The sequence below is a fragment of the Achromobacter sp. JUb104 genome (assembly GCF_024806975.1).
GTDB lineage: Bacteria > Pseudomonadota > Gammaproteobacteria > Burkholderiales > Burkholderiaceae_B > Achromobacter > Achromobacter spanius.
Map to the genome: position 1 here is coordinate 1188481 of NZ_JANUEY010000002.1, position 24453 is coordinate 1212933.

General features: G+C 65.9%; 25 protein-coding genes. 10 read left to right on the forward strand and 15 right to left on the reverse strand.

Features of this window, described 5'->3' with window-relative positions; genetic code table 11:
- Window positions 1-85 precede the first annotated feature (85 nt).
- Entirely contained in the window at window positions 86-982 is an 897-nt protein-coding gene (locus M2361_RS17205) for a LysR substrate-binding domain-containing protein (RefSeq protein WP_259250839.1), read from the forward strand.
- Between the two features lie 101 nt (window positions 983-1083).
- Window positions 1084-1791 carry a FadR/GntR family transcriptional regulator gene (locus tag M2361_RS17210; RefSeq protein WP_259250840.1) on the forward strand — a complete coding sequence of 236 codons (708 nt, stop codon included), beginning with the start codon at window positions 1084-1086 and terminating at the stop codon, window positions 1789-1791.
- On the opposite strand, the gene M2361_RS17215 is transcribed toward M2361_RS17210, so the two are convergent.
- The 12 genes from M2361_RS17215 to M2361_RS17270 form a co-directional block, all read right to left on the reverse strand.
- Window positions 1772-3121 (reverse strand): amino acid permease, encoded by a 1350-nt coding sequence (locus M2361_RS17215; protein WP_341767773.1) that lies wholly within the window; start codon window positions 3119-3121, stop codon window positions 1772-1774. The genes M2361_RS17210 and M2361_RS17215 overlap by 20 nt on opposite strands.
- 139 nt (window positions 3122-3260) lie before the next feature.
- A complete protein-coding gene (gene otnK, locus M2361_RS17220) occupies window positions 3261-4514 on the reverse strand; it encodes a 3-oxo-tetronate kinase (protein ID WP_259250842.1) in 1254 nt (417 codons plus the stop codon).
- Window positions 4511-5419 (reverse strand): L-threonate dehydrogenase, encoded by a 909-nt coding sequence (gene ltnD / locus M2361_RS17225; RefSeq protein ID WP_259251515.1) that lies wholly within the window; start codon window positions 5417-5419, stop codon window positions 4511-4513. The genes otnK and ltnD overlap by 4 nt, the downstream gene beginning before the upstream one ends.
- Window positions 5420-5516: 97 nt before the next feature.
- Window positions 5517-6491 (reverse strand): D-erythronate dehydrogenase, encoded by a 975-nt coding sequence (gene denD / locus M2361_RS17230; RefSeq protein WP_259250843.1) that lies wholly within the window; start codon window positions 6489-6491, stop codon window positions 5517-5519.
- 25 nt (window positions 6492-6516) lie between these two features.
- Window positions 6517-7302, reverse strand: a complete 786-nt coding sequence (otnI, locus tag M2361_RS17235; RefSeq protein WP_259250844.1) for a 2-oxo-tetronate isomerase — start codon at window positions 7300-7302, stop codon at window positions 6517-6519.
- Window positions 7303-7343: 41 nt separating this feature from the next.
- Window positions 7344-8696 (reverse strand): MFS transporter, encoded by a 1353-nt coding sequence (locus M2361_RS17240; RefSeq protein ID WP_259251516.1) that lies wholly within the window; start codon window positions 8694-8696, stop codon window positions 7344-7346.
- 82 nt (window positions 8697-8778) lie between these two features.
- Window positions 8779-9417 (reverse strand): aldolase, encoded by a 639-nt coding sequence (locus M2361_RS17245; protein ID WP_259250845.1) that lies wholly within the window; start codon window positions 9415-9417, stop codon window positions 8779-8781.
- Window positions 9418-9688: 271 nt separating this feature from the next.
- A complete protein-coding gene (locus tag M2361_RS17250; RefSeq protein ID WP_259250846.1) occupies window positions 9689-10918 on the reverse strand; it encodes an MFS transporter in 1230 nt (409 codons plus the stop codon).
- Window positions 10919-10954: 36 nt separating this feature from the next.
- Window positions 10955-11869 (reverse strand): amidohydrolase, encoded by a 915-nt coding sequence (locus tag M2361_RS17255; protein ID WP_259250847.1) that lies wholly within the window; start codon window positions 11867-11869, stop codon window positions 10955-10957.
- Between the two features lie 100 nt (window positions 11870-11969).
- Window positions 11970-12947, reverse strand: coding sequence for a tripartite tricarboxylate transporter substrate binding protein (locus M2361_RS17260; protein WP_259250848.1), 978 nt, complete (start codon window positions 12945-12947; stop codon window positions 11970-11972).
- A 116-nt stretch (window positions 12948-13063) separates the two neighbouring features.
- The gene (locus tag M2361_RS17265) at window positions 13064-13984 is read right to left on the reverse strand and encodes an NAD(P)-dependent oxidoreductase (RefSeq protein ID WP_259250849.1); all 921 of its coding nucleotides are present in this window, start codon (window positions 13982-13984) and stop codon (window positions 13064-13066) included.
- The gene (locus M2361_RS17270; RefSeq protein WP_008163645.1) at window positions 13981-14394 is read right to left on the reverse strand and encodes a carboxymuconolactone decarboxylase family protein; all 414 of its coding nucleotides are present in this window, start codon (window positions 14392-14394) and stop codon (window positions 13981-13983) included. Before M2361_RS17270 ends, M2361_RS17265 begins: the two co-directional genes overlap by 4 nt.
- Window positions 14395-14578: 184 nt before the next feature.
- Here M2361_RS17270 and M2361_RS17275 point away from each other — a divergent pair, with 184 nt between their 5' ends.
- The 8 genes from M2361_RS17275 (at window position 14579) to M2361_RS17310 (ending at window position 22022) form a co-directional block, all read left to right on the forward strand.
- Window positions 14579-15799: an ABC transporter substrate-binding protein gene (locus M2361_RS17275; RefSeq protein ID WP_259250851.1), complete on the forward strand. Its 1221-nt coding sequence runs from the start codon at window positions 14579-14581 to the stop codon at window positions 15797-15799.
- A 31-nt stretch (window positions 15800-15830) separates the two neighbouring features.
- The gene (locus M2361_RS17280; RefSeq protein ID WP_259250853.1) at window positions 15831-16691 is read left to right on the forward strand and encodes a branched-chain amino acid ABC transporter permease; all 861 of its coding nucleotides are present in this window, start codon (window positions 15831-15833) and stop codon (window positions 16689-16691) included.
- Between the two features lie 5 nt (window positions 16692-16696).
- Window positions 16697-17665 carry a branched-chain amino acid ABC transporter permease gene (locus tag M2361_RS17285; protein WP_259250854.1) on the forward strand — a complete coding sequence of 323 codons (969 nt, stop codon included), beginning with the start codon at window positions 16697-16699 and terminating at the stop codon, window positions 17663-17665.
- Complete coding sequence (locus M2361_RS17290) at window positions 17658-18398, forward strand: ABC transporter ATP-binding protein (RefSeq protein ID WP_259250856.1); 741 nt, start codon at window positions 17658-17660, stop codon at window positions 18396-18398. The genes M2361_RS17285 and M2361_RS17290 overlap by 8 nt, the downstream gene beginning before the upstream one ends.
- Window positions 18395-19108, forward strand: a complete 714-nt coding sequence (locus tag M2361_RS17295; RefSeq protein WP_259250857.1) for an ABC transporter ATP-binding protein — start codon at window positions 18395-18397, stop codon at window positions 19106-19108. Before M2361_RS17290 ends, M2361_RS17295 begins: the two co-directional genes overlap by 4 nt.
- Before the next feature lie 187 nt (window positions 19109-19295).
- Window positions 19296-20039 carry a GntR family transcriptional regulator gene (locus M2361_RS17300; protein ID WP_259250859.1) on the forward strand — a complete coding sequence of 248 codons (744 nt, stop codon included), beginning with the start codon at window positions 19296-19298 and terminating at the stop codon, window positions 20037-20039.
- The gene (locus tag M2361_RS17305; protein WP_259250860.1) at window positions 19984-21222 is read left to right on the forward strand and encodes an alpha/beta fold hydrolase; all 1239 of its coding nucleotides are present in this window, start codon (window positions 19984-19986) and stop codon (window positions 21220-21222) included. Before M2361_RS17300 ends, M2361_RS17305 begins: the two co-directional genes overlap by 56 nt.
- A complete protein-coding gene (locus tag M2361_RS17310) occupies window positions 21219-22022 on the forward strand; it encodes an N-acyl homoserine lactonase family protein (protein WP_259250861.1) in 804 nt (267 codons plus the stop codon). The genes M2361_RS17305 and M2361_RS17310 overlap by 4 nt, the downstream gene beginning before the upstream one ends.
- A gap of 4 nt (window positions 22023-22026) precedes the next feature.
- On the opposite strand, the gene M2361_RS17315 is transcribed toward M2361_RS17310, so the two are convergent.
- The 3 genes from M2361_RS17315 to M2361_RS17325 all read right to left on the reverse strand — a co-directional run bounded on the left by M2361_RS17315 (window position 22027) and on the right by M2361_RS17325 (window position 24399).
- Window positions 22027-22479, reverse strand: a complete 453-nt coding sequence (locus M2361_RS17315; RefSeq protein ID WP_259250862.1) for a hypothetical protein — start codon at window positions 22477-22479, stop codon at window positions 22027-22029.
- A 116-nt stretch (window positions 22480-22595) separates the two neighbouring features.
- Window positions 22596-23381 carry an HpcH/HpaI aldolase/citrate lyase family protein gene (locus M2361_RS17320; RefSeq protein ID WP_259250863.1) on the reverse strand — a complete coding sequence of 262 codons (786 nt, stop codon included), beginning with the start codon at window positions 23379-23381 and terminating at the stop codon, window positions 22596-22598.
- A gap of 31 nt (window positions 23382-23412) precedes the next feature.
- Complete coding sequence (locus M2361_RS17325) at window positions 23413-24399, reverse strand: tripartite tricarboxylate transporter substrate binding protein (RefSeq protein WP_259250864.1); 987 nt, start codon at window positions 24397-24399, stop codon at window positions 23413-23415.
- Window positions 24400-24453: the final 54 nt, after the last annotated feature.

Here is a 24453-nt window from a genome sequence, read left to right on the forward strand (position 1 = left end):
ATCCGCGTGAATATACGGATGGCGCACGATAAGGAAAAGACAGTATTTTTGTTCCAGTGAAACCTTTTTGTTATAGCCCTGGCCCATGAACCTTCGCCAACTGCGCGCCTTTGTCCTGATTGCCGAACACGGCAGCATCCGCGCGGCCGCGCGCGCCCTGTTCGTGACGCAGCCGGCCGCCACGCGCAGCCTGCGCGAGCTTGAGCAAAGCGTGGGCGCCGAACTGGTGCGCCGCAGCGCGCGCGGCGTCGAACTCACGCCTTATGGCGCGGCGCTGTACAAGCGCGCCGTGGTGATCCTGCAAGAGGCGCGGCGCGCGCAGGAAGAGATCGGGCAAATGCGCGACGGCGAAGGGGGTTCCTTGAACCTGGCCATCAGTTCGGCTGCCTTGACCGTGCTGCCCGCCGCGCTGGCGGCGTTTCGGGCGCGCATGCCGCGCGTGGCGGTGGCTTTCAACGAAGTGGCGCCGCCCTTCAGCCACGAACAACTAGAATCCGGCCGCTACGACTTCCTGGTGCAAACCGAATACGACGGCGACATCGACGACGGCTTTGCCCGCACCACGCTGTTCACGCTGCCCCTGGCGGTGGGCGCGCGCGCAGGCCACCCCTTGCGCCATGCACGCACGCTGGCCGACTTGCACGACGCGCTGTGGCTGCTGCCCGGCAATATCCAGGCTCCCGCCAACCTGCTGCGGTTGGCCTTTGAAGCGCACAAGCTGCCCGCGCCGCGCGACGTGATTCCGTGCCAGTCGATTGCGGTGGCGTTGGCCATCATTGCCGACAGCGACGCGCTGGGCATCTTCGTGCGCAATCTGTTTGACCACCGGCTGCTGCCGCGCGACCTGCGCATGGTGCCCTTGTCCCATGAACTACCGGCCGCGCGCGTGTCCATCCTGACCCGCGCCGATTCCCCACCCACGCCCGCCGCGCAGTGCTTTATCGATTGCCTGCTCAACGCCCATGCCTCGCCAACACGCTAGCGTTGATAGAGGACCGGTTATCATGGGCGCCGTGCCCGCCGACGGCCGTGAAACCGGCCGCTGACCCTTGCCGGCCGCTCCCTCCCTCGCAGTCAAGATCCATGGTGTTCCCCCGACTTCCGTCCCCGCCCACGTTGACCGACACGGTCGCCAAGCGCCTGCTCGCCGAAATCGACGAAGGCCGCGTGCTGCCGGGTGAAAAGCTGCCCACCGAAGCCGCGCTGGCCGAGCAGTTTGGCGTCAGCCGCACCGTCATCCGCGAAGCGGTGTCGCGGCTGCGGCAGGACGGCATCGTGGAAGCGCGGCAAGGCAGCGGCGTGTATGTCACCGGGCTGACGGGCAACCGGGCCTTGCGCATCGATGCCACCGAACTCAGTTCACTGGACGCGGTGCTGCACATTGTGGATTTGCGCCGCGCGCTGGAAACCGAAATCGCGGCCCAGGCCGCGGCGGTGCGCAAGAAACGCGACATGGTCGAGATCGACCGCGCGCTGGCCGCGATTTCACAGGCCGTGGCGGACGGCGGCGACGGCGTGAAGGAAGACGTGGCGTTTCACCGCAGCATTGCGCGCGCCACCGGCAACCCCTACTTCTTGACCACGCTGGCGTTCGTCAGCCAGTTCCTGGAAGCCGCCACCCGCGTGACGCGCGGCAACGAAGCCCGCCATGCCGACTTGATGCGCGACGTGCTGCAAGAACACGTCGCCATTGTCGAGGCCATTCGCCGGCAAGACGTGGAAGGCGCGCGCGAGGCGGCGCGCATCCACATGGTGAACGCGGCCAAGCGCCTTAGCCAGGCGCACCGCTGAGCTGCTCGCGCCGCCGGCGGGTGCCGATGCCCCAGCGCTGCGCGATCAAACCCATCAGCACGATCACGCCCGCCAGCAAGGACGTGTAGGCGACTTCGTTTCGATACGTGCCTTCCACCACCATCGTGATCAACGCAGCGATGATGCACACGATGACCGCATAGGTCAGCCACGGAAACAGCCACATCTTGAACGTCAGCTCAACGCCTTGCGCCTGTAGCCGGTAGCGCATGCGCAACTGCGACAGCGCAATGGCCAGATACACGAACAACGCGATGGTGCCGGTGGCCTGCATCAGCACGTCGTACAGATCCATCTTTGACGTGGCCATCATCCACACCGCCACGAACGCGAACGCGCTGGAAATCAGCACCCCCACATACGGCGTGCCGGTGCGGCGGCCGGTCACCTGCATGATGCGATGCGCGTCGCCTCGCCGCGACAGCGAATACAACATGCGCGATGCCGTGTACAAGGCCGAATTGAAGCAACTGCACACGGACGTCAGCACGATGAAGTTGACGATGGCCTGCGCGTACGGCACGCCCAACCTGCTGAGCGCCACGTTATAGCTGCCGTGCGTGGGCTGCGACAGCAGCGGGTCGTTGTACGGCACCAGGCAGACGATGATGAAGATGGAGCCCACGTAGAACAGGCAGATCCGCCACACTACCGAGCGCGTGGTCCTGATGATTTCACGCGCGGGGTCGGCGGATTCGGCGGCGGCCACCGTCACGATTTCCGCGCCGATGAAGGCGAACATCACCCCCAGCATGGCCACCACCACCGACTTGATGCCATTGGGCATGAAGCCCTGCGCCGTCAATTGCGACACGCCGCGCGCTTCGCCCCAGGGCCACAGATGCACCACCGCCAGGCTGCCGATGACCAGGAACGCCACGATGGCAATCACCTTGATCAGCGCGAACCAGAATTCGAATTCGCCGTAGTTGCGCACGTTCATGAAGTTGACGACGATAAGCGCCACAGTGATGAAGAGCGCATAGCCCCAGTCGGGCACCATCGGAAACCAGCCGTGCAGGATCTGCCCGGCCACATAGGCTTCCCAGCCCATCAGCAAGGCCCAGAAATACCAGTACAGCCAGCCGATGGTGAAGCCCGCCCAGCGCCCGATGGCGCGGTCGGCGTAGGTGGAGAATGACCCCGTGTCGGGCTGCGCAACAGCCATTTCCCCCAGCATGCGCATGGCCAGAATGACCAGGATGCCGCCGCCCAGGTACGCCAGGATGACGGCCGGCCCCGCCAGCGCGATCTGCTTGCCGGACCCGACGAACAACGCCGCCCCGATGACCCCGGCGATCGACATCATCGTCAGGTGACGCGACTTCAAGCCGCCCTTGAGCTCGGTGTTTTGTTTGCTGGCCAATGCCCTGCTCCTGTATCTACTGCTGCTTTTGCTGCTGCGGTTGCTGCTGCGTTTGCTGCTGCTTTTGCTGCTATCTCCGGCCTTAGCCGAATGCCTTGGTGAAAAAATCCCGCGTGCCGAAATTGCCAGACTTCAGCGCGATGCTGACGTCGCCACGCGCCACCGGCGTGTAGCCGGCGCACCACGGCACGCCCGGGTCGATCTGCTCGCCAATTGCCATCTGCTGCAAGCCCAGCGCCTGCACCACGGCGCCCGACGTTTCACCCCCCGCAACAATCAATTGGCGCACGCCGCGTTCAACCAGCCCGACCGCGATACGCGCAATGGCCGCTTCGATCAGTGCGCCCGCCCGCGCCACGCCCAGCGCGCCTTGCGCGGCCTTGACCGCATCGGGCTCGGCGGTGGAATAGACCAGCACCGGGCCGTCCTGCATGCGCGGCTCGGCCCAGTCCAGCACCTGCGCCACCACATCCTCGTCCGTTGCCAGCCGCATCGGGTCCAGCGCCAGCGCCGGCCGACCGCTGTCGATAAACGCCGCCACCTGCGCATTGGTGGCGCTGGAGCAGCTACCCGCCACCACGGCCTGCAAGCCCGGCGCGCGAACCTGGCTGGCGGCGCTGGTGGGCGCCAGGCCCCAGTTGCCCGGCAGGCCGATCGCCACGCCGGAACCCGCCGTCACCAGCGGCATGCCGCGCAGCGCCGGGCCCAGCCGCAGCAGATCATCGTTGGACACCGCGTCCACAATCGCAATCTCCACGCCCTCGTCTTGCAAGGCCTGCACGCGCGCAAGAATCGCGTCGGCCCCCGCGGCCACCACGCTGTAGTCGATCAGCCCGACCTTGCGCGTGGTCTGCGCCTGCAACACGCGCACGAGGTTTGCGTCGGTCATCGGCGTCAGCGGGTGATGCTGCATGCCCGATTCGTTCAGCAGCACGTCGCCCGCGAATAGGTAGCCCTTGAAGACGGTGCGCTTGTTGTCAGGAAACGCGGGCGTGGCGATGGTGAAGCGCGTGCCCAGCCGCGTCATCAAGGCATCGGTCACCGGCCCGATATTGCCGTCCGGCGTGCTGTCGAAGGTGGAGCAGTATTTGAAATAGATCTGCTCGGCGCCTTGCTGCTGCAACCATTCCAGCGCGGCCAGGGATTGCGCCACGGCGTCTTCCACCGGCAGCGTGCGCGTTTTCAATGCCACCACCACGGCGTCCGCGTCGGCGCGCAAGGGCTCGCCCGGTACGCCTATGGTTTGCACCGTGCGCATGCCCGCGCGCACCAGGTTGTTGGCCAGGTCGGTGGCGCCCGTGAAGTCGTCGGCGATACAGCCCAGTTTGATACTCATTTGGCCTCCGGCAATTTGATGCCAGGAAAAATCTTGATGACGGCGCTGTCGTCCTCGCGGCCATGCCCGGCCGTAGACGCCTGCATGAACATCTGATGCGCGGTGGACGCCAGCGGCAGCGGAAACTTGCTGTGCCGCGCGGTGTCCAGCACCAGCCCCAGGTCCTTCACAAAAATATCCACGGCCGACAAGGGCGTGTAGTCGGCCGCCAACACATGGGGCATGCGGTTTTCGAACATCCAGCTATTGCCGGCGCTGTGCGTGATGACCTCGTACAGCGCGTCCGCATCCACGCCTTCGCGCAAGCCCAGCGCCATGGCTTCGGCCGCGACGGCAATGTGTACGCCGGCCAGCAGTTGGTTGATGATCTTGACCTTGCTGCCCGCGCCCGCGCAGTCACCCAGCCGGTAGACCTTGCCGGCCATGGATTCCAGCACCGCGCCGCAGGCGGCGTAGGCCGCTGCGCTGCCCGCCGTCATCATCGTCATCTGGCCGGCGGCGGCCTTGGCCGCCCCGCCCGAGATCGGCGCGTCCAGGTACAGGATGCCCAGTTCGGCCAGGCGCGACTCCAGCGCGATGGACCAGTTGGGATCCACGGTGGAGCACATCACGAACACGGCGCCGGGGCGCAGCGCGGCGGCGATACCGCCGTCGCCATAAAGCACGGCTTCGGTCTGCTGCGCGTTGACGACCACGCTGACCACTATGTCGCAGGCGGCGGCCATGTCGGCCAGCGTGGCGCAGGCCACGCCGCCTTGGGCGGCGAAGGCGGCGGCGGCCTCGGGGCGGATGTCATAGACGTGCACCTCGTGGCCGGCGCGGCGCAGGCTTTGGGCAATGCCCGCGCCCATGGCGCCCAGGCCGATGACGCCGACGCGGCGGGGTGAGGGTTGCGGATGGCTCATGGCGGTGTCGTCCGGAATGTCGATGGGAATGGCGATAGAAAAGTGTCGATACGGAATGGCGATACGGCGTGTCGATACGGAAGCGTCACGCCGAGCTTCAGCGCGGCAGGTCGTCTGCCAGGTAAGCGCGGATGATGTCGGCAAAGCTCTTGTCGCCCGCCAAGCCCAGACGGTTGGCGCGGCTGGTGTCCCAACGGCCGGGCCAACTGCCCACAATGCGTTCCACCCGTTCATCCGGCCGCCAGGTGATGCGGTCGGCCACGGCGTCGCCCGCTACGTCGCGCAGCGCCTGTTCCATGTCGGCCACGGTGACGGACACGCCCGCCAGGTTGATCGGCGCGCGGTCGGCCACGGCGTCAGCGGGCAGTTCGCAACCGGCGATCAGCGCTTGAATGGCGCCACGCGGCGACAGCAGCCACAGGCGGGTGTCGGGGCCCACCGGGCACACGGCGTTTTCGCCATTGAGCGGTTCGCGGATGATGCCGCTGGCAAACGACGAGGCGGCTGCGTTAGGCCGACCGGGGCGCACGCTGATGGTGGGCAGGCGCAGCACGCGCCCATCCACGAAGCCGCGCCGCGTGTAGTCGGCCAGCAGCAGTTCGGCAATGGCCTTCTGCGTGCCGTAGGACGACTGCGGGCTCAAGGCGGTGTCGTCGCGCACGGTATCAGGCAAGTCGCCGCCATACACCGCCACCGAGCTGGTGAAGATCACGCGCGGCTGGTGGCCCAGCGCGCGGCACACGTCCAGCAAGGCGCGCGAGGCATCCAGGTTGATCCGCATGCCCAGATCGAAATCCGCCTCGGCCTGGCCGCTGACGATGGCCGCCAGGTGAAAGACGACGCGGGTATCGGTGTCGATGGCGTCGCGCAGCACGGCGGGGTCGGCAATGTCGCCCACCCGCGAATGTACGCGCGTGTCAGTAAAGGCGTCGGTCTTCACGACGTCTAGCAGGTCGATGCGCGTAATGGCTTGCGGGCCGCTGGCGTCCAGCGTCAGCGTGCCCTGCTCAAGCAGTTGTCGAGCCAGCCGTTGGCCCAGGAATCCGGCGCCGCCGGTGATCAGGATTTTCATGGTGGGGTGCTCGCTTCTTGTTGACTCAGTGCTTGGCCAGATAGGCTTGGGCCCAGCCCAGGCCCGCGCGCGTGCCTGCCTTGGGGCGGTATTCGCAGCCGACCCAGCCGGCATAGCCCAGCGCGTCGATGCGGTCGAATAGATAGGGGTAGTTCAGTTCGCCCAGGTTGGGCTCGTGGCGGTCGGGCACGCCGGCAATCTGGATGTGCCCGATGCCGGCCATGTCGCGTTCCAGCTTCACGGCGATATCGCCTTCGACGATCTGGCAGTGATAGCAATCGAACTGCACCTTCAGATTGGCCGCGCCAACCTCGGCGCAAATGGCCTGGGCCTCGTCTTGGCGGTTCAGAAAGAAGCCGGGGATGTCGCGCGTGTTGATGGGTTCGATCACCACGGTGATACCCGCCGACGCGGCGGCGCTGGCGGCGCGCGCCAGGTTCCGCACATACACGGCGCGATGCGCCGCGCGATCCTGCTCGGGCCGGATCAGGCCCGCCATCACGTGCAGGCTGCGGTTGCCCAATTGCGCCGCATAGCCAAGCGCCTGGTCCAGGCCGCGCTGGAACTCGTCTTCACGGCCCGGCAGCGACGCAATGCCGCGCTCGCCCGCCGCCCAATCACCGGGCGGCGCATTGAACAAAGCTTGCGTCAGCCCGTTATCTTGCAGCCGCGCACGGATGTCGGCGGCGGCGAAGTCGTAGGGGAACAGAAACTCCACCCCCTGGAACCCGTCGCTGGCGGCGGCCTGGAAGCGGTCCAGGAAGGCGTGCTCGTTGTACATCATGGTCAGGTTGGCGGCCAGGCGCGGCATGGCGGGTCCTTATTGATTGGGGTGGCGTGGGCGTCGGGCCATCAACGGTTGACCAACTTGGCTGGCGTGAACCAGACCGCGATGGCGCCGATGACCAGCACGGCGGCCAGCACATACATGCCGGACGCGGTGGATTGGGTCAGGTCTTTCAGGTAGCCGATCATGTAGGGGCTGGCGAAGCCCGCCAGGTTGCCAACCGAGTTCACGATGGCGATGCCCGCCGCCGCCGCGGTGCCCGACAAGAAAGCCGTGGGCAAGGACCAGAACAGCGGCGCGCACGTCAGCACGCCGGCGGCGGCCAGGGACAGGCAGATCAGCGAAATAACCGTGCTGTCGGCAAAGGACGCCGCGGCGGTAAAGCCCACCGCGCCCGCCAGCGCCGGCACGATCAAGTGCCAGCGGCGCTCGCGCCGCTTGTCGGCCGAATGGCCCAGCAGGTTCATCACGATGATGGCGCAGATGAACGGAATGGCGCTGAGCAGGCCGATGTTGAAGGCGCCCGTCACGCCCGTCGATTTGATCAGCGTGGGCATCCAGAAAGTCAGGCCGTACTGGCCCGCGACGAAGGCGAAGTAGATCAGGCACATCCACCACACCCGCTTGTCAGAGAACACCGCGCGCAGCGAGTGCTTTTGCGTGCCGGTCTGCTTCTGGTCCTGTTCGATCTCGCGCGTCAGCAACTGCTTTTCATCCGCCGTCAGCCACTTGGCGCTGGCGATGCCGTTGTCCAGGTACATGATGGTGACCACCCCGATAAGCAGCGCGGGTATGGCTTCAATCAGGAACATCCACTGCCAGCCCTGCAAGCCGTGCGTGCCGTGAAAGGCTTCCATGATCCAGCCCGACAGCGGGTTGCCGAAAATGCCGGCCACGGGAATGGCGGACATGAACAACGCGATGATCTTGGCGCGGCGATGCGCGGGATACCAGTAGGTCAGGTACAGGATGACGCCGGGGTAGAAACCCGCTTCGGCCAGACCAAGCAGGAAGCGCAAGATGTAGAAGCCGGTGGGCGTTTCCACGAACATGAACATGCCGGAAAGAATGCCCCAGGTGATCATGATGCGCGCGATCCAGATGCGCGCGCCCAGACGGTGCATGAGCAGGTTGCTAGGCACTTCAAAAAGGAAGTAGCCGATGAAGAACACGCCGGCGCCCAGGCCGAACACGGTTTCGCTGAAGCCCAGGTCTTGCGACATTTGCAGCTTGGCGAAGCCGACGTTGACGCGGTCCAGATACGCGATGACATAGCAAAGCATCAAGAACGGCACGAGCCGCCAGAACACCTTGGCGTAGGCGCGCGCGGTTTCCAGGGAGTCAGGCTGCGGCGCGCCAGCGGCGGCGTTGTCCGGGATACCGGGTTTGCCGGGCGCCGTGCCGGACGTCAAATCCATCGGGGGCATGCATCGTCTCCAAAAGAATGCGCCGACCCGGTCCGCCACACGGCGGCCAGACGGCTTTGTACAGGTGAGGGAACTAGTAGCGCGCGCCGAAGGTGGCGCGAAGCTCTTCAATGGCCTGGGCGGACAGCGGCGCGGGGCGCGGCTGACTCATCAGCCACAGGCGGGCGGTTTCTTCCAGCTCTTCCAGCGCATACGACGCATGCGCCACCGAGCGTTCCCACACCACCGGCCCCAGCCGTTCGAACAGCGCGCCACGCACCTGCCCCGCCACGGCGGCCACGTCTGCGGCGGCTTGCGGGTCGCCCGGCCGGCGATACGCGATCAAGGGAATGCGCCCCACCTTCATGACCTGGTAGGGCGTGATGGGCGGCAGCACTTCGTCAGGCCGCCACACGCCGGCAAGCGTCAAGGCCACCAGATGCGTGGAATGCGTGTGGATGATGCCGCGCGATTCGGGGCTGGCGCGATAGATGCCCTGATGCAGCACCAGCGTCTTGGACGGCTTGGCGCCGGACACCCAGTTGCCGTCCAGGTCGACCTTGGCCAGATCGGCGGGGTCCAGCCGCCCCAGGCAAGCGTCGGTAGGGGTGATGAGCCATCCATCATCCAACCGGGCGCTGATGTTGCCGGCTGCGCCCACGGTGTAGCCGCGTTGATAGAGGCTGGCGCCGACGACGCAGATTTCCTCACGGATTCGGGTTTCATCAGTCATGAAAAAACCCCTGTTCGGCAGGGGTGCATGTCTGGAATAAGCGCCGCGAAAAGTTCGGCGCGGATCTCGGCTGGGCCAGCATGATGGGATGTCTCTTGTGTTGAATTTATCGGGTCATCATACAAATTTAATGATTGCGGCCATATCGGGTAAACCCTTAAACAGCCAAACAAAAGGCCCGGGCAGATGCCCAGGCCCCACGGACGAAAACTAGCGCGAACTAGCGCGAACAGCAGCGTCTATACGAACGCAAAGGCAGCGCGCGCGGCGCTTATTCCAACACGCGCCCCTTCGTCTCGGGCAAGAGCAGCGCCGTCACGATCACCACCGCGTACGCCCCCGTGGCAAACGCGCCGATGGCCCAACCCAGCCCGTGCGTCTGGCTAAGAAAGCCGACCAGGCTGGGAAACAACGCACCGATGCCGCGCCCGAAGTTATAGGCAAAACCTTGGCCCGACGCCCGCACGCCAGACGGGAACAACTCGGTCAGGTAAGCGCCGATACCGCTGAAAATGCCCGACGCGGCAAAGCCCAGCGGAAACCCCAGGAACAGCATCTGGTGATCAGTCAGCGGCACCTGCGTGTACACATAAACGCTGATGGTCGACAGCACCGAGAAGATCAACAGGTTTGCGCGACGGCCCAGGCGGTCGGCCAGATAAGCCCCCGCAATGTAGCCGCAGAACGAGCCGAAAATAATGACCATCAGGTAACCGCCCGTGTTCAGCACCGACAGTTGGCGCTCCACCTTCAGATAGGTTGGCAACCACGTGGTGATGGCGTAGTAACCGCCCTGCACGCCCGTGCAAAGAATGGCCGTGATGACGGTGGTCTTGATCAGCGCGGGCGAGAAGATCGTCCAGAACGACGCGCGCGCCTCGCCCGCCTGCACCTTGGCCTGGGCGCGCTGGAACACTTCGGGTTCGGGCACGTTCTTGCGGATGTACAGCACCAGGAAAGCGGGCAGCACGCCGATCCAGAACAGGCTGCGCCATGCCCATTCCGGCGGCAACAACGAGAACGCCACGGTGTACAAGATCGCCGCCGCGCCCCACCCCACGGCCCAGCCGCTTTGCACGGTGCCCACCGCTTTGCCTCGGTGTTCGGCGCGCACGATCTCGCCCATCAACACCGAGCCCACGGCCCACTCGCCGCCAAAGCCCAGGCCTTGCAACGCACGCAGCACGAACAACTGTTCGAAGTTCTGCGCGAAGCCAATGGCCACGGTGCATGCCGAAAACCACAGGATCGTGTATTGCAGGACGCGCACGCGGCCGTAGCGGTCGGCCAGGATGCCGGCCAGCCAACCGCCAATGGCGGAGAACAGCAGCGTTACCGTGCCCAGCATCCCCGCCTGGCCCTTGTCGATGCCCCACAGGGTCATCAACGTGGCGATCACGAAGGTGAACACCATGAAGTCCAGGGCATCGATGGCCCATCCGCCGAACGCGGCAATGAAGGTGCGGCGTTCGGTCTTGTTCAGCTCTCTATACCACTGCATGGTTTGTCTCTTGAATGGTTCTGAAGGGGCGTGCGCTTAGCGCGCCGGGGTGAAGCCATACAGGCGTTCGGGGTTGCTGACCAGGATGCGGTGGCGCACGTCGGCATCCGGCGCCCATTGCGCAAGCTGGTTGCGCAAGCGGCCCGTGTTGACCATGCGCGTTTGATGCACGTGGGGCCAGTCGCTGCCCCACAGCATGCGGTCGGGAGCGGTGTCGATCAGCGTCTGCGCCCACGGCGTCACGTCGCTGAAATCGTCGAAGCGGTCGCTGATGCGGTAGGCGCCCGACAACTTCACCCACCAACCGTGGTCGCGCACCAGATGCTGCAAGGCCAGAAAGCCCGCGCTGTCAGTGCCATCGGCCACCGGCATGTGCCCCATGTGGTCCACCACGCCCGGCACCGGCAGCTTGCGCATGCGCGGCAGCAGGTCGGGTAGTTGGCGCGCGTCCATCAGAAACTGCATGTGCCAGCCCAAGCCGGCAATGCGGTGCGCCAGCGTTTCCATGGCGTCAAAGCCGATGCCGCCACCAAACAAGACGTTGATGCGCAGGCCGCGCACGCCGGCGGCATGCATGGCTTCCAGTTCCTGGTCGCTGACGTCGGGCGCGACGACGCCTACGCCGCGCAACTGCTCGGGATGGCGGCGCAGCACTTCCAGCATGTAGCGGTTGTCGGTGCCGTACACGCTGATCTGCACGAGCACACCACGCGACATGCCGGTTTGGCGCAGCATGCCCAGGTAGGCGGATTCCGGCGCGGGCGGCGGCGTGTAGGTGCGCTCGGGCACGAGCGGATACGCGCTGCTGTCGGCGGCAACCACGTGCGCGTGCGTGTCGCAGGCGCCGGGCGGGATGTCGAACGTGGCGGCGTCCATGTCGGGCAACGGGGCCAGGCACAGCGGCGGTTCTTGCGACGGCTGGCCGGACGGGGTGGACGGGATGGTACTCATGCGTATGTCTCCTTGTTTCATGATCGCTTGGTGATCATGCCAGCAGATCGGGGTGGCGCCAAAGGAACTGGCAACAAAGCGGCTGGCGCCACCCCGGCCTTCAATTGACGGTGATGTTGGCGTCCTGGATCAAGGCCGCGAAGTGCGGCACGTCACGCGCGATCAAGACCTGGAATGCCGCCGCGCCCTGGTCTTTGCCGACGGGCGCCTGCGCCGCCAGCTTGTCCAATGAATCGCGCACGCCGGGGCTGTTCAAGGCTGCCGCCAGCGCCTGCTCCAGGCGCGCGATGACGGCGGGTGGCGTGCCGGCTGGTGCGGCGATGCCGTTCCAGACGCTCATGTTGAAGGCCGGCACCCCGGCTTCCGCAAACGTCGGCACATCCGGAATCTGCGGCAGGCGCGAGGCGCTGGCCACGGCCAGGGCCGTGACGCGCTTGCCTTCATGGATGGGAATCATCGTCACAGTCTGGTCGATCACCGCGTCCACCGTGCCGGCCATCAGGTCGGCGATGGCCGGTCCCGCCCCGCGATACGGAATCTGCATGCCCTGGGTCTGCGTCACGTGCATGAAGTAGGCCGCCGCGATGTGGCTGGTGGAGCCGGACCCCGCATTGCCGAAGTTCACTTCCGTGCCGTTCTTCTTCATGCGCGCAACGAAGTCGGGCAGCGTGGTGATGCCGCTTTTCTTGCTGACCGACAGCACCATCGGCACCGTGGCCACCAGGCCGATGGCGGCCATGTCGCGGCGCGGATCAAACTTGGCCTTGGGATACAGCGACGGCGCAATCGCCAGCGACCCCATGTTGCCGAAGGTGATGGTGTAGCCATCGGGCGCGGCGCGCGTCACGCGCTGATTGCCGATCATTGTGCCGCCGCCGCCCAGGTTTTCCACAACGACGGTCTGGCCCAGGTTCTCGCCCATGGCCTGCGCCACGATGCGGGCCAGGCCATCGGTGGAGCCGCCCGCCGCATAGGGCACCACCATCGAGATGGACCGCGTGGGGTAGTCCTGCGCGCTGGCGTTGGCGCCAAGCGCAAGCAGGCCGACGGCCAGGGCCGCCCGCAATGTCTTCTTCATGTCTCGCTCCTTGCTGTATGTGCCGGCGATAGCCGGCCCCTCCGCCTGGTACCGGCGGTTGTGGGTGATGCAGGTTTAAAAAAAAGCGCGGACCATGCCGCGCCGTAGGATGAAATCTAGGAATCCGTTGTCTTTGCGCCCAGCTCCACGCCGGCCAACTGTTCAGATAAGCGCGCCACGGCGGTGTGGTCCTGCCCCTTGCCCAGCGTCTTGCCGGCCGAGGCCCAGAGCTCGCGGCACAGCGACGCAAACGGCGTGGGCGTGCCGGTGTCGGTGGCGATACCCAACGCGATGCCCAGGTCCTTCACCATCAGATCCAGGCCGAAGCCCGAGTTGAATTCGCGCGACAGCACGAACTGCTTGAACTTCTTTTGCGTGGAATTGTTCATGCCGGTGGACGCGTTCAGCACGTCCACGATCACGTTCGGATCCAGGCCGAATTGCTGGCCGATCAACATGGCTTCCACGCCGATCAAGAAGCCGCCCGCCGACACCAGATTGTTCAGCGCCTTCATGGCGTGGGCGCTGCCTACATCGCCCACCGGCGTGATCGACGTGCCCATGGCGGATAGCGCCGGGCGCACGCGCTCAAGCGTGTCGGCCGGGCCGCCGAACATGATGGACAAGTCGCCGGTGCGCGCGCGCGGCACGCCGCCGGACACGGGTGCATCCACCATCTGCCCGCCCGCCTCGGCCACCGCCTGGGCCAGGCGCTGCGTATGGGCCGGCACGCCCGAACTCATTTCCACCACCACGCTGCCGGGGCGCAGGCCCGCCAACACGCCATCGGCGCCGCTCAGCACTTGTTCAACGATGCCGCTGGTGGGCAGCATGGTGACGATGATGTCGCTTTGCGCGGCCAGCGCCGCGCAGGTGGCGGCTGCCTGGCCACCCACTTCCCGCGCGAACTTGTCGGCTTGCCCCGGCACGGCGTCGAACACCGTCACCGCGAAGCCGGCCTGCACCAGCCGCGCCGCCATCGGCCAACCCATGCTGCCGATGCCGATCAGGCCCACGCGTTCTTGCGCTGCGCTCATGCTTGCTGCTCCTTGAAGGCGCCCTCTTCTTCCAGCACCTGGTTGGCCACCTTGAAGGCGTCCAGCCCCGCCGGAATGCCGCAGTACACAGTGGCTTGCAGCAAGATCTCTTTGATCTCTTCCACCGTGACGCCGTTGTTCAGCGCGCCCTTGACGTGCAGCTTGATTTCGGCCGGGCGGTTCAGCGCCGTCAGCATGGCCAGGTTCAGCATGCTGCGCGTCTTCTTCTCCAGGCCCGGACGGCCCCAGGTATAGCCCCAGCACCATTCGGTGGTGATGTGCTGGAACGCCATCATGAAGTCGTTGGCGCGCGCCAGCGAACCATCCACGTACTCGGTGCCCAGCACCTCGCGACGCAGGTTCAGGCCTTGGTCAAACAGGGCTTGGGTTTCGGATTTGATGTCTGCCATGAGTTCCTCGTTGGTGATGGTGATCGGCAATTACGTGATCGATTGTCAGCCCATTTTTGTCAGATCGTCAATAGTCGGATTGTCCGACAATATGCTTGACTGCGTAAATATTGAGCACAATAATGCGGCAAAGCGCCGGGCTGGCTGCCGTGCGCCCCATCCCCATAAAAGCCAGGAGACAAGCATGAAAAGCAACCCCACACAGGCCGTGCGCCAAGGGCGCCGGGAATTTGTCGCGGGACTGGGCGCGGCCGCGCTGGCGGCCTCGCTGCCGGGCATGGCACGGGCGGCACCGGCCGAGATCAATGTCGGCGTCATCCTGCCGCTGTCCGGCGCCAACGCGCAGTTCGGCATCAATTCCCGCCAGGGGTTGGAACTGGCCGCCGACGAGATCAACGCGGCCGGCGGCATCAAGTCGATGGGCGGCGCCAAGCTCAAGCTGATCATCGCGGACGCCACCTCGCAGCCCACCACCGCCGCCACCGTGGCGCAGCGCCTGATCACGCAGAACCGTTGCGTGGCCATCATCGGCGCGTACGCCTCATCGCTGACGCTGGCCGTCTCCGAAGTAACCGAACGCCGTGGTATCCCGTTGCTGACCATGTCGTTCTCGGACATGCTCACCGAGCGCGGCTTCAAGCACATCTTCCAGGTGGTGTCCAAGGGCTCGGTGCTGGGCAAGGCTCAATACGATTACGCCGCATCGGTCGTGGCGGGCGCGTCCGACATCAAGAAGATTGCGCTGCTGTACGAAGACACGGCCTACGGCACCTCGCAGGCGGTGGGCGTGCGCAACGCGGCCAAGGCGGCCGGCGCCCAGATCGTGCTGGACGAAGCCTACCCGCTGGGCATCACCGACGTGACGCCGCTGATCAGCAAGCTACGCGGCTCCGATGCGCAGATCGTGTTCCCCATTTCCTATCTGAACGACAGCCTGCTGATCATCCGCGTGATGCGCCAGCAACGGCTGACCGTACCCGTGGTGGGCGGCGCGGCGGGCTACGTGATTCCTGACTTCGCCAAGGCACTGGGCCAGTACGCCCAGGCGGTGCTGTCGATTGCCCCGGCCAACTACGACCAGGCGCCCGAATACACCGAACGCTATCGCAAGCGTTTCGGCACCTTCATGCCGCACGAAGCGCTGGAACACGCCGTGTGCGCGGGGGTGCTGGCCCAAGCGCTGGAGGTGGCGGCGTCCGACAAGCCCGAGGCCGTCACCCAAGCCCTGCGCGCCAAGAAGTACGACCAGGGTTGGGCGGGCGTGATGTCGGGCGGCGGCGTGCATTTCGACGCCAAGGGCCTGAACACGCTGGCCCAGCCCGTCATGGTGCAGTGGCAGAACAACGAGCTGGTGTCGGTCTGGCCACAGGCGCTGGCCAAGGGCCGCGTCATCAGCGCCGGCTGAATCCAGGGCGCAAGACAGAGGGGGGACGGTCATGCAATTCTTGCAGGCGCTGGTGGACGGCATTCTGCTGGGCGGCGTATACGCGGTGATCTCGATCGGGCTGACGCTCGTCTTCGGGGTGGTGTCCATCGTCAACTTCGCCCAGGCAGAGTTCCTGATGGTGGGCATGTTCGTGGCGTACTTCGCCTGGAAGCTGCTGGGGCTGGACCCGTTGGTGGGGTCGCTGCTGTCATTCGCCGTGGCCTTCGTGCTGGGCGTGCTGACGCAAAAGTTCCTGATCAACCGGGTGATGAAGGCGCCTGCCGTGGCGCAGATTTTCCTGACGGTGGGCTTGCTGATCGTCATGGAAAACCTGGCGCTGATCCTGTTCGGATCGGAGTTCCGCTCGGTGCAGACGCCCTACCAGATGACCGCGCTGGCCGTGGGCCCCATTCTGTTCAGCGCGCCGTATCTGCTGGCTTTCGTGGTGGCGTCCGTGGCCGGGCTGACGCTGTGGTGGGTGCTGAAGAAAACCTGGTGGGGCATGGCCGTGCGAGCCACCGCGCAAGACCCGATGGCCGCCCGGCTGTCGGGCATCTCTACCCACCGCGTGCATCAGTTGGCCTTCGGCCTGGGCGTGGGGCTGACGGCCCTGGGCGGCGGCATCATCCTGCCGTATCTCACGGCGTCCACCACCGTGGGCGCGCAATTCAGCGTGCTGATGTTCACGGCGGTGGTGCTGGGCGGCCTGGGCAGTGTGATGGGCGCGGTGGTGGGTGGCGTGGCGGTGGGCGTGATCCAGTCGCTGTCGTCGCTGGTGCTGCCCATGCAACTGCAAAACCTGGTGCTGTTCGCCATCTTCATTCTGGTCCTGGCCGTGCGCCCGGAAGGTCTTTTGAAAAGGGCGGCATGATGCGCATGAATCGACAAATCTTGCCCTGGGCACTGCTGCTGGCGGTGGCGCTGGCGGCGCCCTGGTTGATGGAAGACCAGGGCTACGCCATGCGCGTCGTGACGCTGGTGCTGCTGTTCGCGGCCATGGGCCAGTCCTGGAATATCGTGGGCGGGTTGGCCAATCAGATCTCGTTGGGCCATGCGGCCTTCTTCGGTCTGGGTGCGTATACGTCCACGCTGCTGCTGATGCGCTACGGCATTTCACCCTGGCTGGGCATCGTGGCCGCGATGGCCGTGGCGGCGGTGGCGGGCGCGCTGCTCAGCCTGCCCACCATGCGGCTGCGCGGGCATTACTTCGCGCTGGCCACCTTGGCCTTTGGCGAAGTGCTGCGCGCCATCGCCAACACCTGGGCCTCGGTCACGGGCGGGCCGGTGGGCTTGTCCATTCCGTTTGCCGAAGGCTGGGCGCAGATGCAGTTCAAATCCAGCATTCCGTACTACTACCTGATGCTGGGGGCCGCCATCATCACGTCCCTGGTCTTTGCGCTGATCAGCCGTTCGCGGCTGGGCTACCGCTTGCGCGCCGTGAAGGCCAACCCGCAAGCGGCGGAGGTCATCGGCGTGAACACCGCGCAAACCCGCATCCTGGCCGCCGTGGTGTCCGCCGCGCTGATGGGCGCCTGCGGCACGCTGTACGCGCAGTTCATCTACTTCTTCGACCCGGACACGGTGTTCTCGCTGGTGGGCGTGTCGGTGCGCGTGGCGCTCATCTGCATCATCGGCGGCGTGGGCACGGTGGCGGGGCCGCTGATCGGCGCGCTGGTCATCATTCCGTTGGAAGAGGTGTTCAACGATTGGCTGTCGGGCCACACGGCCGGCGTGTCGCAGTTGGCGTTCGGCCTGATCCTGATTGCCATCATCCTGATCGAGCCGCGCGGCCTGTCGGCGTTGTGGGCGCGGCTGCGCAACCTGAAGCGGGGCCAGCATGCCTGACATCCTGAAAGTCTCGAACATCCAGCGCCGCTTCGGCGGCCTGAAGGCGGTGGACGACGTGTCGTTCAGCGTGGCGCGCGGCGACATCCTGGGCCTGATCGGCCCCAACGGCGCGGGCAAGACCACGCTGTTCAACCTGCTGATGGGTTTGTACGCCAGCCAGGGCGGGCGCATCGAACTGGAAGGCCGCGACGTCAACGGCCTGCGCCCCCACCAGATCGCCGCATTGGGCATGACGAAGACCTTCCAGAACGTCGCGCTGTTTCCCGAGATGACGGTGCTGGACAACGTGCTGGTGGGCGGCTTGCTGCGCCACGACGTGCCGCGTGCCCGCCAGGTGGCGCGCGACAGCCTGGACCGCGTGGGTCTGTCCGCCATTGCGGCCAAGCCCGCCGGCGAACTGTCGTTTCCCGAACAGGCGCGGGTGGAACTGGCGCGCGCGCTGTGCACCGACCCCCGGGTCTTTCTGCTGGACGAGGTGATGGCGGCGCTGAACGAAGCCGAGATGGACACCATGCTGGACCTGATCCGCACGCTGCGCGACGAATCCGGCATCACCTTCATCGTGGTGGAACATCACATGCGCGCCATCATGCGGCTATGCAACCGCATCCTGGTGCTGTCGTTCGGCCAGAAGATCGCCGAGGGCAGCCCGGCCGAGATTGCGGCGAACCCCACGGTCATCGAGGTGTACCTGGGCAAGTCGATGGAACACATGGAGGCCGGCGCATGAGCCTGTTGCAGATTCGGGGGCTGACCGCCTCCTACGACCGCAGCCCGGTCTTGCACGACGTGTCGCTGGAGGTGCCGCAAGGCGGCTTCATCGCGGTCGTGGGCGCCAACACCGCGGGCAAGAGCACGCTGCTGCGCTGCGTATCGGGCTTGCTGGACAAGGTCAGCGGCAGCATCGTCTTCGACGGGCAGGACATCCTGCGCCTGCCGCCGCACCGCATACCCGAACTGGGCATCGCCCATGTGCCGGAAGGCCGCCATGTTTTCCCCGAGATGACCGTGGAAGAAAACCTCTACCTGGGCGGCTACACCCGCCGCCGGGACGGCGCGGCGCTCAAGCGCGGCTGCGACGAGGTCTATGCCTTGTTTCCCCGGCTGTTGGAGCGCCGTCGGCAGGCCGCCGGAACCTTGTCCGGCGGCGAGCAGCAGATGGTGGCGTTCGGCCGCGCACTGATGCTCAAGCCCCGGTTGCTGCTGCTGGACGAACCCAGCCACGGTCTGGCGCCAAAAGTGGTCGAGGAAATGCACCAGGCCATGATCGACATCCACCGCAGCGGGCTGACCATTTTGCTGGTGGAGCAGAACACGCGGCTGGCGCTGTCGGTGGCTGAACACGCCTACGTGCTGCAATCCGGCGCCATGGTGCTGTCCGGCCCCAGCCACGCGCTGATGGAAGACAGCCGCGTGCGCGAAGCGTACCTGGGGCTGTAGCGATGGGGCCAAGGCGATGGGGCTCAAGCGATGAGGTTAAGGCTATGAGGTTAAGGCTATGAGGTTAAGGCTATGACCCGCCGGCGGGATATATTGCGTCTTTACGTTGAATCGGCGGTGCGCGGCGCCCTGGCCAAAAGCCTGGATGACGCCTTGCCCCCGCCGCCACGCTAAGCGAGAGACAGCCATGCCCACCCCCACCGGTGCGATTTTCGAGAAGCCCACTACCCTGCGCACCCGCGTCGAGGAATATCTGCGCGGCGCCATCATGGATGGCCATATCAAGGGCGGTGAACGCCTGCGCGAAGTGGAGCTCTGTGAGCAACTGAGCATCAGCCGCAGCACGCTGCGCGAAGCCCTGCGCACCCTGGAGGCCGAACGGCTGATTTCCATCGAGCCCCATCGTGGCCCCACGGTGGTGCGTATCACTGAAAAAGCGGCGCACGACCTGTATGCCCTGCGCGCGCTGCTGGAAGGCTTTGCCGCGCATGAATTCGCGCGCCTGGCCAGCGATGCCGACGTCGAGCGGCTGCGCAAGGCCGTCGATGCGCTGCACCGCCAGGCCAAGGGCAGCAACAAGTCGGCGCTGCTGGCCGCCAAGCGCGATTTCTACGACGTGCTGCTGTCGGGCTGTGACAACGACCTGATCAAGGACATGCTGCCGGGGCTGCTGTCACGCATCAACCTGCTGCGCGCCACCTCGTTCGCGCGCCCCGACCGGCTGCCGGAAAGCATGGCCGAAATCGACGACATCTACGAGCGCATCCGTGCTCGGGACCCACAAGGCGCCCAAGCGGCCGCACAGAGCCATATCGTGAACGCGGAACGCACCGCGCTCGACGTGCTCCGGCGCCAACAAGAGGAGGCATCAACCCGTGAAGGCGACCGTCCAGGAACTGAGGGCCGTAGCGGCCCTGGCGCAGCAGGATAGCGAATTCATCAGCGCAGCCAGGGGCCTGCCCTGCGCCATCTGGCTGCAAGTAGGCGCTGATCCGGAAGACCGGATTTGCGCCTGGGCCGGCCAGCCCGCCGCCCCCTCGCAGTGCATCGTCATCAGCGCCTTGCCGGACACCTGGCACAAGCTGATGACCCCCACCCCTCCCCCCGGCTACCACTCCTTCACCGCCGCGCACCGCTTGGTGCCGGGCTTGCGCGTCAAAGGCGATGCGCTGGCCATTGCGCAGGCGCTACATCCCCTGGAACGGTTATTTGAAATCCTGCGCGGGCAGCAGGACGACGCCGCGCCCTCCGACTTGCTCGACCGCTCTTGCATCACCGGCCACTACGCCACGCTGGATCTGGGCGACACCCGCACTTCCCTCTACGTCGAAACCAGCGGCCTGACGGACGGCCCGCCGCTCTTGATGCTGCACACCGCCGGCGCCGATTCCCGCCAATACCACGCACTGATGGCCGACGCCGAGCTGCGCGCCCAATGGCGAATGATCGCCTTCGACATGCCCGGCCACGGCCGCAGCATGCCCCTGCCCGGCCGCGCCTGGACCGATGCCGGCTTGACCCGCGACGCCTACCTGCACACCTGCCTGGCCGTGATCCGCCAACTGGCGGGCGCGCCCGTCGTGCTGCTTGGCTGCTCGATGGGCGCGGCGATGGCTTTAGTGATCGCCGCCCGCAGCCCGGCGGACGTGGCGGGCGTGGTGGCACTGGAAGCGCCGGACAAGGCCGTTGGGCGCCGCACACCCATGCTGTGCCATCCCCAGGTGAATCAGGCAGCGCACAACCCGGCCTATGTGCGCGGGCTGATGGGCCCCGCCGCCACCTTGCAGGCGCGCCGCGAGGCGGCCTGGATCTATGCGCAAGGCGGCTACAACGTCTACGCCAACGACCTCTGGTTCTACAGCGAAGACTTCGACGCGTCCCAGCACCTGGACGGTCTGGACACGCGCGCGTTCGGGGTGTCGCTGCTGACGGGTGCCTACGACTACTCGGCCAGCCCGGAAGATTCGCGCCGCGTTGCCGCGCGGATACCCGGGGCGCGCTTTACCGCCATGCCGGACCTGGGCCACTTCCCCATGGTGGAAAGCCCGCAGCGCCTGATGCACTACCTGAAGCCCGAACTCGACCACATCCGAACCACCCGGGGAATCGCATGACGTTGCCGGAATACGAAGTCTATGCCCTGCGCTATGCCACCGTTGCCCGCCGCCGCGCGCAGAACTTCATCACGCCGCCCGATCCGCACGATGGTCCGATGCCGATGGATTATTTCGTCTGGGTCATCCGCCGCGACCAGCGCGTCTGGCTGGTCGACACCGGCTTCAACCACGCCGCCGCCGACGCACGCGGCCGCGACTTCCTGCGCTGCCCGATCGATGCCTTGAAAACATTGGGGCTGGCGCCCGACGACATCCAGGACGTCATCGTCACGCACCTGCACTACGACCACGCCGGCAACCTCCGCAAATTACCGCATGCCCGCCTGCACTTGCAGGAAAGCGAGCTGCACTACGCCTGCGGCTGCAACATGCGCTTCGACATGCTGCGCCACGCCTATGCGGTGGAAGACGTGCTTGATGTGGTGCGGGGCGTGTACGACAAGCGGGTCGCGTTCTATCACGGCCACGATGAAATCGCGCCGGGCCTGCAACTGCTGCACATCGGCGGCCACACACAGGGGCTGCAAGCGGTGCGGGTGCATACGGCGCGCGGCTGGATCGTGCTGGCCTCGGATGCCAGCCACTACTACGACAACATGGGCCTGGATGCGCCGTTTCCCATCGTGCTGAACGTGGCCGACATGCTGGCTGGGTACGAGACCTTGCTACGCCACGCCGAGTCGCCAGACCACATCGTGCCGGGACACGACCCGCTGGTTCGAAGCCGCTACCCCAGCCTGGTGCAAGGCGACACCGAAGTCGTGGCGCTGCACCTGCCTTGCCTCCCTTCGGATTGAGCCCTTACAGCGAATACCGGTACTCGCAATTCAGCGTGGCGGTCAACGGCGTTGCCGTCTGCGCGCCCGTGGCCGAGCGTGGGCGGGGCGCGGTCAATTTGGCCTGGAAGGTGCCCGAGCGGTCGCCGCTGTCGCTCGTCTTTTCCACCGCCATGCTGGCGGGCAGCGCGTACAGCGTCAGCGCGGTGCTGGGGGATGGCACGCGCAGCAGGAACACCGATTGCGGAAAATCCGAGACCACGAAGCTGCCATCGCTGGTGCTGTCGTTGAAGCTGAGCTGCGCGTCGAAGTAGCTCAGCGTCAGGTCCAAGTCTTCGGAGGACGGCGACGGGATGACGCCCTTCAAGCCCACCTTGCCGCTGTCCGACAGGCACGACAATTCGGCAGGGGCCGACCCGGCGTGGGCGGCTCCAATCAATAACATGCAGGACAGGAACGAAATCGCGCGTGCGGGCATGTAGGCTTCCTTGCAGGGTCGGCGGATTATGAAGCCGCCAAGTTTATGCGCAATTTCCGCCCTGCAATTTCTGCCCCACGTTTCCCGCCGTGCGATCCACCCGCCCCGCGCGGCCTTCAATAACGCAATTGCGCGTCCCGTCCGGCCGAGGCCGCCTGCGCCAGCGCCCGCGTAATGATGCTGGTGGACACGTTGGCGAAATAGCGGGCGCCCAAGGCGCCGTACTTCTCTTCGTCGGCCGGTGTCAGCGCAATGATGCCGGGGCATTTCCCGGCGGATGCGATGGCCTTCAAGCCCTGCTCGATGGCCTGCTGCACGGGCGCCGCCGTCCAGTCGCTGCCGTGGCCCATGGCGTGGGCCAGGTCGTTCGGGCCGATGAAGACGGCATCCACGCCCTCCACCGCCGCGATCTCCGCCGCCACGGCAATGGCTTCGGGGGTTTCGATCATGGCGATAAAGCCGATGCCGTCATTGCTGTGTTGCGTGTGCCCCGCCCCACCGAACGCGCCATAGCCCGCCGCGCGCGTGCTGAAGGCGCTGCCACGGCGGCCCAGGGGCGGGTAATGCACCATGGCCGACAGCCGCCGCGCCTGCTCGGCGCTTTCCACCATGGGCACCTGCACCGCGCTGGCCCCCATGTCCAGCACGCGCGGCAGGTCGTGTTCAAAGCAGCGCACCACCGGCACGATGCCCGCCGCGCGGGCGGCGCGCAGCATGTGTTCGGTGGTGCCGAAATCGGCGCTGCCGTGCTCGTTATCCAGAATGATGAAATCGAAACCGGCATACGCGCACATCTCCACGATGGCCGGGCTGGGCAGCCCGTTGAACAAGCCGCGCAAGGGCTTGCCGCTGCGCAGCATGTCCGGCAGGCGGCCGTCCAGGGGATGGTGGGAATGGGTCATGGAAGTCTCCTGCGATGGCTGGGAAAGGCGATCAGTCTGCCTGGATACTGGCGTCCTTGATGACCTTGCCCCATTTATCGATTTCGCTGCGCTGAAATTGCGAGAACGCCGCCGAGCCGCGCCCATCCGGCGCCACGCCCAGCGTCAGCAGCTTGGCACGCACCTCGGGCGTCTTCACGATGGCCGCCAATTCGCGCGCCAGTCGGTCCACCACGGGCGCGGGCGTGCCGGCGGGCGCGAAGATGCCTTGCCAGGACTGCATTTCAAACCCGGGCAAGCCCAGCTCGGCCAAAGGCTTCACGCCCGGCAGATCGGCCAGCGGCGCGGCGGACGTCACGCCCAACACCTTGACGCGCTTGGAGTCGATCATCGGACGCGCGGCGGCAACGGTTTCGAAGACCATGTCGATCTGCCCGCCAATCAAATCCACCATGGATTGCGAGCCGCCCTTGTAGACGATCTGGCGCAACTGCGTGCCCGAGATGGACTGGAACAATTGGCCCGACAGATGTTGCGAGGTGCCCGCGCCCGCCGTGCCGTAGGTCAGCGTGTCCGGCTTGGCGCGCGCCGCATCGATCACCTGCTGCACCGTGTTGAAGGGGCTGTCGGCACGCACCACCAGCGCATTGCTGACCATGCCCACCAGCGCAATCGGCGTGAAGTTCTTGACCGGGTCGTAGCCCAGCTTTTTGATGAAGAACGGGTTGACCGCGTGCGTGGTGATGGTGCCGCCTTCGATCGTGTAGCCATCGGGTTCGGCGCGCGCCGCCAACTGCGTGCCCACGATGCCGGATACGCCCGGCTTGTTCTCAACGATCACCGATTGCCCCAGCCGGGCGCTCAACTGCTCGGCCATCAGGCGCGCCACGCCGTCAGACACGCCGCCGGGCGAGAACGGCACGATGTATCGGATGTTCTTGGTGGGCCAGGCGGCGGCGTCGCCTTGGGCGTGAGCCAGGGTGGCGGTCAGGCCGAACGCCGCGACGGCGCTCAGGGTACGGATGAAAATGCTGCGCATGGGTGTGTCTCCTGCTGAGTGTGTTGAGCGCGTTCTGTGTGCGCTTTGTGTTGT